Consider the following 9017-nt stretch of genomic DNA (forward strand, 5'->3'; position numbering starts at 1 on the left):
GTCAAGGGTTTCGGGCGCTGACCATTAGGCTGATCCGGTGACTCCGGAACAGCTCGCTGAGAAGATCCTGCAGGCCCTGGCCGCGCTCGCCGCCGACGGCACGATCACCGTCGAGGGCGGGCTGCCGCGCGAGTTGAAGGTCGAGCGACCCAAGAACCCCGAGCACGGGGACTACGCCACCAACGTCGCGATGCAGCTCGGCAAGCGCGCCGGGCTGAATCCGCGTCAGTTCGCCGAGCTGCTGGCCGCCAAGCTGCGCGACGACGAGGCGATCACCGCCGTCGACATCGCCGGCCCCGGCTTCATCAACCTGCGGGTGGCGGCCGATGCCCAGGGCAAGGTCGCGCAGTCGATCCTGGAGGCGGGCGAGACGTACGGCACCAGCGACAGCCTGCACGGCCGGACGATCAACCTCGAGTTCATCTCGGCGAACCCGACCGGTCCGCTGCACCTCGGCCACACCCGCTGGGCCGCCGTCGGTGACGCGCTGGCCCGGGTGCTGGCCGCGGCCGGCGCGACGGTCACGCGCGAGTTCTACATCAACGACCGCGGCAATCAGATGGACAAGTTCGGCGCCAGCCTGCAGGCGGCGGCGCGCGGGCAGGAGATCCCCGAGGACGGGTACCACGGCGAGTACATCCTCGACCTGGCGAAGCGGATCGTCGACGAGGTCCCGGGCATCCTCGAACTGCCGGACGACGAGCAGCTGATCGCGTTCCGCGAGGCGGGGTACGAGCGGCAGCTCAAGGAGCAGCAGGACCAGCTCGAGCAGTTCCGGACCAAGTTCGACGTGTGGTTCTCCGAGCGCAGCCTGCACGAGCAGGACGGCGTACCGCATGCGATCCAGAAGCTCCGCGACCAAGGGCACCTGTACGACGCCGACGACGCGCTGTGGATGCGGACGACGGACTTCACCGACGACAAGGACCGCGTGCTGATCCGGTCGAACGGCGAGCCGACGTACTTCGCCTCCGACGCGGCGTACTACGTGAACAAGCGCGAGCGCGGCTTCGAGACCTGCATCTATCTGCTCGGCGCCGACCACCACGGGTACGTGAACCGGCTGAAGGCGATCGCGGCCTGCGCCGGCGACGACCCGGAGCACAACATCGAGATCCTCATCGGCCAGCTGGTGAAGATCCTCAAGGGCGGCGAGGAGATGCGGCTGTCCAAGCGCGCCGGCACCATCGTCACGCTCGCCGAGCTGGTCGAGGAGGGTGGCGTCGACGCCTTGCGGTACACGCTGTGCCGCTATCCGGCGGACTCGCCGCTGACGCTGGACATCGAGGAGATGACCCGCCAGGCCAGCGAGAACCCGGTGTACTACGTGCAGTACGCGCACGCCCGGCTCGCCTCGATCCTGCGCAACGCCGACGAGCTCGGCATCAAGCTGGACGAGTTCGACCCGGGTCTGCTCAGCCACGAGCGTGAGGGCGATCTGCTGCGCGCGCTCGCCGAGTTCCCGCGGGTCGTCGCCACCGCGGCGGAGCTGCGTGAGCCGCACCGCGTCGCGCGGTACCTCGAGGACACCGCGTCCGCGTTCCACAAGTTCTACGACAGCTGCCGTGTGCTCCCACGCGGCGACGAGGAGGTGGAGCCGGTGCACAAGGCTCGCCTGACCCTGGTGTCCGCGACCCGGACTGTCCTCGCCAACGGGCTCGACCTGCTCGGCGTCTCCGCACCGGAGCGGATGTGAGGGCGCACGAGGCGGGCGCGCTGCACGCCGACATCGGCCACCGCAGCCCGTCCTGGCTCCGCGCGCCCGGCGACGTCAACGACCTCGTTCCGCAGCTGTGGTCGTCGACCGCGAAGAAGACCGCCGAGGGATCGCTGGTGGTCGGCGGTGTAGACGTGCGTGACCTGGTCGCAGAGCACGGCAGCCCGGCGTACGTGCTGGACGAGGACGACTTCCGTGCCCGCGCCCGCGCGTTCAAGCACGCCTTCAAGGACTTCGACGTCTACTACGCCGGCAAGGCGTTCCTGTGTACGACGGTCGTCCGCTGGGTGATGGAGGAAGGGCTGAACCTCGACGTCTGCAGTGGGGGAGAGCTGGCCGTCGCGCTGCGAGCCGGTGCCGACCCGAAGCGGCTCGGGTTCCACGGCAACAACAAGTCCGAGTCCGAGCTGGCCCGCGCACTGGACGCCGGCGTCGGGCGGATCATCGTCGACTCGCAGTACGAGATCACCCGGCTGATCGAGCTGGCCCGGGAGCGGGACGTCGTCGCGCCGGTGATGATCCGGGTCACCGCGGGCGTCGAGGCGCACACCCACGAGTACATCGCGACCGCCCACGAGGATCAGAAGTTCGGGTTCTCGATCACCTCCGGCGCGGCGTACGAGGCCGTTGCCCGAGTCAACGAAGCGCCCGAGCTGGAGTTGCTCGGCCTGCACTCGCACATCGGCTCGCAGATCTTCGACTCGTCCGGCTTCGAGGTGGCCGCGAAGCGCGTGATCGCCTTGCACGCAAGGGTTTCCGAGGAGCTCGGCGTCGACATGCCGGAGCTCGACCTGGGCGGCGGCTTCGGCATCGCGTACACCACGCAGGACGACCCGTCCGACCCCGCGCAGCTGGCGACCGAGATGGGCAAGATCGTCGAGCACGAGTGCCGTGCGTTCGGCGTCGACGTCCCGAAGGTGTCGATCGAGCCCGGTCGCGCGATCGTCGGCCCGGCGGTCTGCACGGTCTACTCGGTCGGCACCGTCAAGGAGGTCGAGCTGGACGCCGGCGCCGCCCGGACGTACGTGTCGGTGGACGGCGGGATGAGCGACAACATTCGTGCCGCGCTGTACGACGCCGACTACTCCTGCACGCTCGCCAACCGGTACTCCGACGCCGGCCCGACGCTCGCGCGCGTGGTCGGTAAGCACTGCGAAGCCGGTGACATCGTCGTCAAGCACGAGTTCCTGCCCGCCGACGTGCAGCCCGGTGACCTGGTCGCCGTGCCCGGGACCGGTGCGTACTGCCGGTCGATGGCGAGCAACTACAACCACGTACCGCGGCCACCGGTGATCGCGGTGAAGGACGGTCACACGCGCGTCGTCGTACGGCGTGAGACCGAGGACGACCTGCTTCTCCTGGACATGGGGGCCGAGTGAACGACAACGTGAAGGACGGCAAGCCCCTCAAGGTGGGCCTGCTCGGTTGTGGAGTGGTCGGCACCGAGGTGGTGCGGATCCTGACCGAGCAGGCGGACCATCTCGCGGCCCGCGTCGGCGCCCGGCTGGAGATCGCCGGGATCGCGGTCCGGCGCCCCGGCCGCGCCCGTGACATCGCCGTCGACCCCGGCCTGATCACGACCGACGCCCAGGCGCTGGTGTCCCGCGGCGACCTGGACCTGGTGATCGAGGTGATCGGCGGCCTCGAGCCGGCCCGCAGCCTGATCCTGACCGCGCTCGAGCACGGCGCCTCGGTCGTCACCGCGAACAAGGCCCTGCTCGCCGAGGACGGCCCGGCGCTGTTCGCGGCCGCGGAGAAGTTCGAGCGCGACCTGTACTTCGAGGCCGCGGTCGCCGGCGCGATCCCGATCCTGCGGCCGCTGCGCGAGTCGCTCGCCGGCGACGACGTGGTCCGGGTGATGGGCATCGTCAACGGCACCACGAACTACATCCTCGACAAGATGGACACCACCGGTGCCGGGTTCGACGAGGCACTCGAGGAGGCCCAGGCGCTCGGGTACGCCGAAGCGGACCCGACGGCCGACATCGAGGGGTTCGATGCGGCGGCCAAGGCGGCGCTGCTGGCCAGCCTGGCGTTCCACACCCGCGTGTCGATCGCCGACGTACACCGCGAGGGCATCACCGAGGTCACCGCGACCGACATCGCGTCCGCGCGCGAGATGGGCTGCGTGGTGAAGTCGCTGGCGATCTGCGAGCTCGACGAGGTGAGCGACTCGGTCAGCGCCCGCGTGTACCCGGCGATGATTCCGGCCAGCCACCCGCTGGCCAGCGTGCGGGACGCGTACAACGCCGTTTTCGTGGAATCCAAAGCGGCCGGCCAGCTGATGTTCTATGGTCGTGGTGCCGGCGGCGCCCCGACGGCCAGTGCAGTCCTCGGGGATCTGGTGTCCGCCGCGCGCAACCGGCTCAAGGGTGTGCCGGGGGTCGGCGAGTCGTCGTACACCCAGCGAGCCGTGCGGCCGATGGGCGAGGCAACGACCCGTTACCACGTGTCGCTGGACGTGGCCGACAAGGCCGGTGTGCTGGCGGCGGTGGCCCATGCCTTCGCTGAACACGACGTGTCGATCCAGACCGTCCGCCAGGAGGGCCGGGGCAGTGACGCGCAGTTGGTGGTGGTCACCCACACCGCGACCGATGCCGCGTTGTCCGCGACCGTGGAGTCCTTGCGGGACATGGACATCGTCCGTGAAGTCAGCAGTGTGATGCGGGTAGAAGGCGAGTAGCGACAATGGTTCACCAGTGGCGTGGCGTGATCGAGGAGTACCGAGACCGGCTTCCCGTTTCGGCGGACACGCCGGTGGTCACGCTCGGCGAGGGCGGGACGCCGCTGGTGGCCGCGCAGTGGCTGAGCGAGCAGACCGGATGCGAGGTCTGGCTCAAGGTCGAGGGCAACAATCCGACCGGCTCGTTCAAGGACCGCGGCATGACCGTGGCGATCTCGCTGGCCGCGCAGGCCGGTGACAAGGCCGTCGTGTGCGCCTCGACCGGCAACACGTCCGCATCGGCGACGGCGTACGCCGTACGCGCCGGACTGCTGCCGCTGGTGGTGATTCCCGCGGGGCGGATCGCGAAGGGCAAGCTGGCCCAGGCGGTCGTGCACGGTGCGAAGCTGATCCAGATCGACGGCGGCTTCGACGACTGTCTGCGGATCGTCCGCGAGCTCGGCAAGAACTACCCGGTCGCCCTGGTGAACTCGGTGAACCCGGTCCGCCTGGAAGGGCAGAAGACCGCGTCCTTCGAGGTGTGCGACGCGCTCGGTGACGCCCCGGACCTGCATCTGCTCCCGGTCGGCAACGCGGGCAACATCTCGGCCTACTGGAAGGGCTACCTGGAGTACGCCAAGGACAAGCTCGCCACTCGGACGCCGCGGATGTGGGGATTCCAGGCCGAGGGGGCCGCGCCGATCGTGCGCGGTTCGATCGTCGAGCAGCCGGAGACGGCCGCGACCGCGATCCGGGTCGGCAACCCGGCCTCCTGGACGCTCGCCGAGGCCGCGCGGGACGAGTCCGGCGGCCGAATCGAGATGGTCACCGACGAGCAGATCCTGACCGCGCAGCGGGAGCTCGCGGTGCGCGAAGGTGTGTTCGTCGAGCCCGCGTCCGCGGCCGGCGTCGCCGGTCTGCTGCAGGCGAAGGCGGACGGTTCGCTACCGGGCGGTTCGACTGTGGTGATCACGGTGACCGGCCACGGTCTGAAGGACATCGACACCGCGCTGGGACACGTTGCGTACGAGGAGCCGGCGGTGACTCCCGCCGACACCGACGCCGTGGCTCGCGTCGCCGGTCTGGCCTGATCAGCATGGCGAGCAACGACGCTGCGAAGCCGGACGCGCGCTCCGGTGGGACCGGCCGGCGGCCGTGCGACCAGGTGCGAGTGCGGGTGCCGGCGACGAGCGCGAACCTCGGGCCCGGGTTCGACGCGTTCGGCCTCGCGCTGACGCTGTACGACGACCTCGTCATCACCCCGTGCGCGTCCGGGATCACGGTGTCGGTGACCGGCCGCGGCGCCGGCGAAGTACCGCTCGACGAGACGCATCTCGTGGTGCGGTCGATCCACGCCGGGCTCGAGGCCCTGGGGGCGTCGGTGCCGGGCTTCACCTTGCGTTGCGAGAACCGGATCCCGCACGGGCGCGGCCTCGGATCGTCGTCCGCGGCGATCGTCGGCGGGCTCGCGGCGGCGTTCGCGCTGGCCGACGAACCGCTCGATCGGGAGCGTCTCCTCGTCCTCGCGAACGAGATCGAAGGACACCCCGACAACGTGGCGGCCGCGGCCTTCGGCGGGTTCACAATCGCTTGGACAGAAGGCGGAACGGGGCGCGCACTCCGTTTGGATCCGGCGCCCGGACTCGCCGCGGTGGCGTACGTACCGGACAATCGCGTGCTGACCAAACAGGCGCGCGGATTGCTGCCACGCGTTGTTTCCCACACCGACGCGGCGGCCAACGCGGGCAAGGCCGGGCTGCTGGTCGCGGCGGTCACCGGCCGGCCCGAGTTGCTGCTCACCGCGACCGAGGACCGGCTGCATCAGGAGTACCGCGAACCGGCCATGCCGGAAAGCCTCGCGCTGGTGCACAAACTGCGCGGCAGCGGGCTGGCCGCGATCGTCAGCGGGGCCGGTCCGACGGTCGCCGTACTCGGCAGTCAGGACGGCAACTCCGCAGGTCAGGGCCAGTTCTTCCGCAGTACGCCGGAGCCTCCGGACGGCTGGGCCAAGCACGAGTTGGCGATCGATCCAGTCGGCGTACAGGTCTGGTCGCTGGAGGTCGGCTGACACCGGGAATTCCGGGTCGCTGACACGCGTTGTACCGACTGGGTCGGCAGAAGGACCGCTAGTGGTGCTAGTCTCGACTCACCCGATCCCCTCCAGGTGATCGGTGTGCTCTCGTCACGATCCGGGCTGTGCTCCCGGCACTCTGTGTTGTGTGGCGACCCTCCTGCGGATGTGATCTTGCGCCGCCTGCGCCGGAGATGTCCGGGGGGACTCAGATCGAAGCGAGAGGCTCTTGTACCCCCACGTGCCCGTTGTGCGGCCGTGGGTGGAATGACATTGGTCGATGTGCCTTACGGGCCGTCGACGATCCGTGTGGGAAGGACCTCACGTGACAGAAACTGTTCAAGCCTCCAGCGGAGCTGACGCCGCGGCGACCACCGCGACGCGTCGCCGGAAAGCTGGCGGCGGCCTCGAGGGCATGCTGCTCCCCGAGCTCAAGCAGCTCGCCGGGACGCTCGGCATCAAGGGCATCGGCGCGCTGCGCAAGGGCCAGCTGATCGAGGCGATCAAGGCCGCCCAGGCCGGCGGTTCGGCCGGTTCTTCTGCGGGCGGCTCGACCGGCGGTACCCGGGCGAAGGCGCAGCCGAAGACGACGCAGCCCACGCTCGACGAGGCCGCCGACGCGCCCGCGGGTGACACCGCGGAGGCGCCCAAGCGGGAAGGCGGCAGTCGCCGCACCCGTGCCGCCCAGAAGAACGCCCAGAAAGACTCTCAGCCGGAGCCGCAGCAGGACCTCCGGCCCGCCGCGCAGACCGATGGTGGCGACACCGCTGCCCGGGCAGCGCAGCCCGAGCCGACGGCCACGACCGGTGCCACCGAGCGGGTGGAGACCCGCAGCGACGAGCGCGCCGAGGACCGCGGTGACAGCCGGGGCGACCGTGCTGACCGTGCTGACCGTGGTGACCGTGGTGACCGTGGCGACAGCCGTGGTGACGACCGGGAGCGTGGCGACGACCGCGGCGACCGTGGCGATCAGGGCGGCCGCAACCGCGACCGGAACCGGGACAACAACCGCGACCGCAACCGCGAGCAGAACCGTGACGCCAACCGTGACCAGAACCGCGACGGCAACCGGGAGCAGGGGCGGGAGCAGAACCGCGACGGCCGCGACGGTCGTGATGGTCGCGACGGCAACCGGGACAACCGGGACGGCAACCGGGACCGCGCCGACCAGCGCAACCGGCAGGACCAGAACGAGCGCGGCGAGGAAGGCGAAGGCCGTCGCCGGCGCCGCCGGGGCCGCGACCGGGAGCGCAACCGCGACGGCCAGCCCGCCGGCGCCGGCCGCACCCGCGGCCGCGGCGAGCGGTACGACGCGGAGCCGACGATCACCGAGGACGACATCCTCGTCCCGGCGGCCGGCATCCTCGACGTGCTCGACAACTACGCGTTCGTCCGGACCAGCGGCTACCTGCCCGGCCCGAACGACGTGTACGTCGCACTCTCGATGGTGAAGCGCTACGGCCTGCGCAAGGGCGACGCGATCACCGGTGCGGTGAAGCAGCCGCAGGAGGGTGAGCGCAAGGAGAAGTTCAACCCGCTGGTCCGGATCGACACCGTCAACGGTGCGGACCCGGAGATCGCCAAGCAGCGGCAGGACTTCAACAAGCTCACCCCGCTGTACGCGACCGAGCGGCTCCGGCTGGAGACCGAGCCGGGCGTCCTGACCACCCGGATCGTCGACATCGTCAGCCCGATCGGCAAAGGCCAGCGCGGCCTGATCGTCTCGCCGCCGAAGGCCGGTAAGACGATGGTGCTGCAGGCGCTCGCGAACGCGATCACCACGAACAACCCCGAAGTACACCTGATGGTCGTGCTGGTGGACGAGCGGCCCGAAGAGGTCACCGACATGCAGCGCACGGTCAAGGGCGAGGTGATCGCCTCGACGTTCGACCGGCCGGCCGACGACCACACCACGGTCGCGGAGCTGGCGATCGAGCGCGCGAAGCGGCTGGTCGAGCTCGGCCACGACGTCGTCGTCCTGCTCGACTCGATCACCCGGCTGGGTCGCGCCTACAACATCGCCGCGCCGGCCAGCGGCCGGATCCTGTCCGGTGGTGTGGACTCGTCCGCGCTGTACCCGCCGAAGCGGTTCTTCGGCGCGGCCCGCAACATCGAGGACGGCGGCTCGCTGACGATCCTCGCGACCGCGCTGATCGAGACCGGCTCGAAGATGGACGAGGTGATCTTCGAGGAGTTCAAGGGCACCGGCAACATGGAGCTCCGGCTGCGCCGCGAGTTCGCCGACCGGCGGATCTTCCCGGCGATCGACGTGGTCGCCTCGGGTACCCGTCGCGAGGAACTGCTGATGTCCAAGGACGAGACCCAGGTGGTCTGGAAGCTCCGCCGGGTGCTGTCCGCGCTCGACGGGCAGGCCGCGCTCGAGTTGCTGATCGGCAAGCTCAAGGAGAGCAAGTCGAACATCGAGTTCCTGCTCCAGGTCAACAAGACCACCCCGTCCACCGGCACCACCCACAACACCACCAACGGCGACTGACCCAGCGCGGGGGCGCCACCCAGCGCCCCCGCCCACTGGCCCGTCCCACTCCGACCACGACGACCACTGCGGC

6 protein-coding genes are annotated in these 9017 nt (G+C 70.1%); all 6 read left to right on the forward strand.

Annotated features, from left to right (window positions below):
* The first annotated feature begins 37 nt into the window (after window positions 1–37).
* The 6 genes from argS (at window position 38) to rho (ending at window position 8944) form a co-directional block, all read left to right on the forward strand.
* A complete protein-coding gene (argS, locus tag AB0B82_RS00210) occupies window positions 38–1696 on the forward strand; it encodes an arginine--tRNA ligase (RefSeq protein WP_360160740.1) in 1659 nt (552 codons plus the stop codon).
* On the forward strand, window positions 1693–3096 hold the full coding sequence (gene lysA / locus AB0B82_RS00215) for a diaminopimelate decarboxylase (protein WP_360160742.1): 1404 nt from the start codon (window positions 1693–1695) through the stop codon (window positions 3094–3096). Before argS ends, lysA begins: the two co-directional genes overlap by 4 nt.
* Window positions 3093–4400 (forward strand): homoserine dehydrogenase, encoded by a 1308-nt coding sequence (locus AB0B82_RS00220; protein ID WP_360160744.1) that lies wholly within the window; start codon window positions 3093–3095, stop codon window positions 4398–4400. Before lysA ends, AB0B82_RS00220 begins: the two co-directional genes overlap by 4 nt.
* A 5-nt stretch (window positions 4401–4405) precedes the next feature.
* A complete protein-coding gene (gene thrC, locus AB0B82_RS00225) occupies window positions 4406–5470 on the forward strand; it encodes a threonine synthase (RefSeq protein WP_360160746.1) in 1065 nt (354 codons plus the stop codon).
* A gap of 5 nt (window positions 5471–5475) precedes the next feature.
* Window positions 5476–6447 carry a homoserine kinase gene (thrB, locus tag AB0B82_RS00230; RefSeq protein ID WP_360160748.1) on the forward strand — a complete coding sequence of 324 codons (972 nt, stop codon included), beginning with the start codon at window positions 5476–5478 and terminating at the stop codon, window positions 6445–6447.
* A 328-nt stretch (window positions 6448–6775) separates the two neighbouring features.
* Complete coding sequence (gene rho / locus AB0B82_RS00235) at window positions 6776–8944, forward strand: transcription termination factor Rho (RefSeq protein ID WP_360160750.1); 2169 nt, start codon at window positions 6776–6778, stop codon at window positions 8942–8944.
* Window positions 8945–9017 lie beyond the last annotated feature (73 nt).

It is taken from the genome of Kribbella sp. NPDC048915, assembly GCF_040649595.1.
Classification (GTDB): domain Bacteria; phylum Actinomycetota; class Actinomycetes; order Propionibacteriales; family Kribbellaceae; genus Kribbella.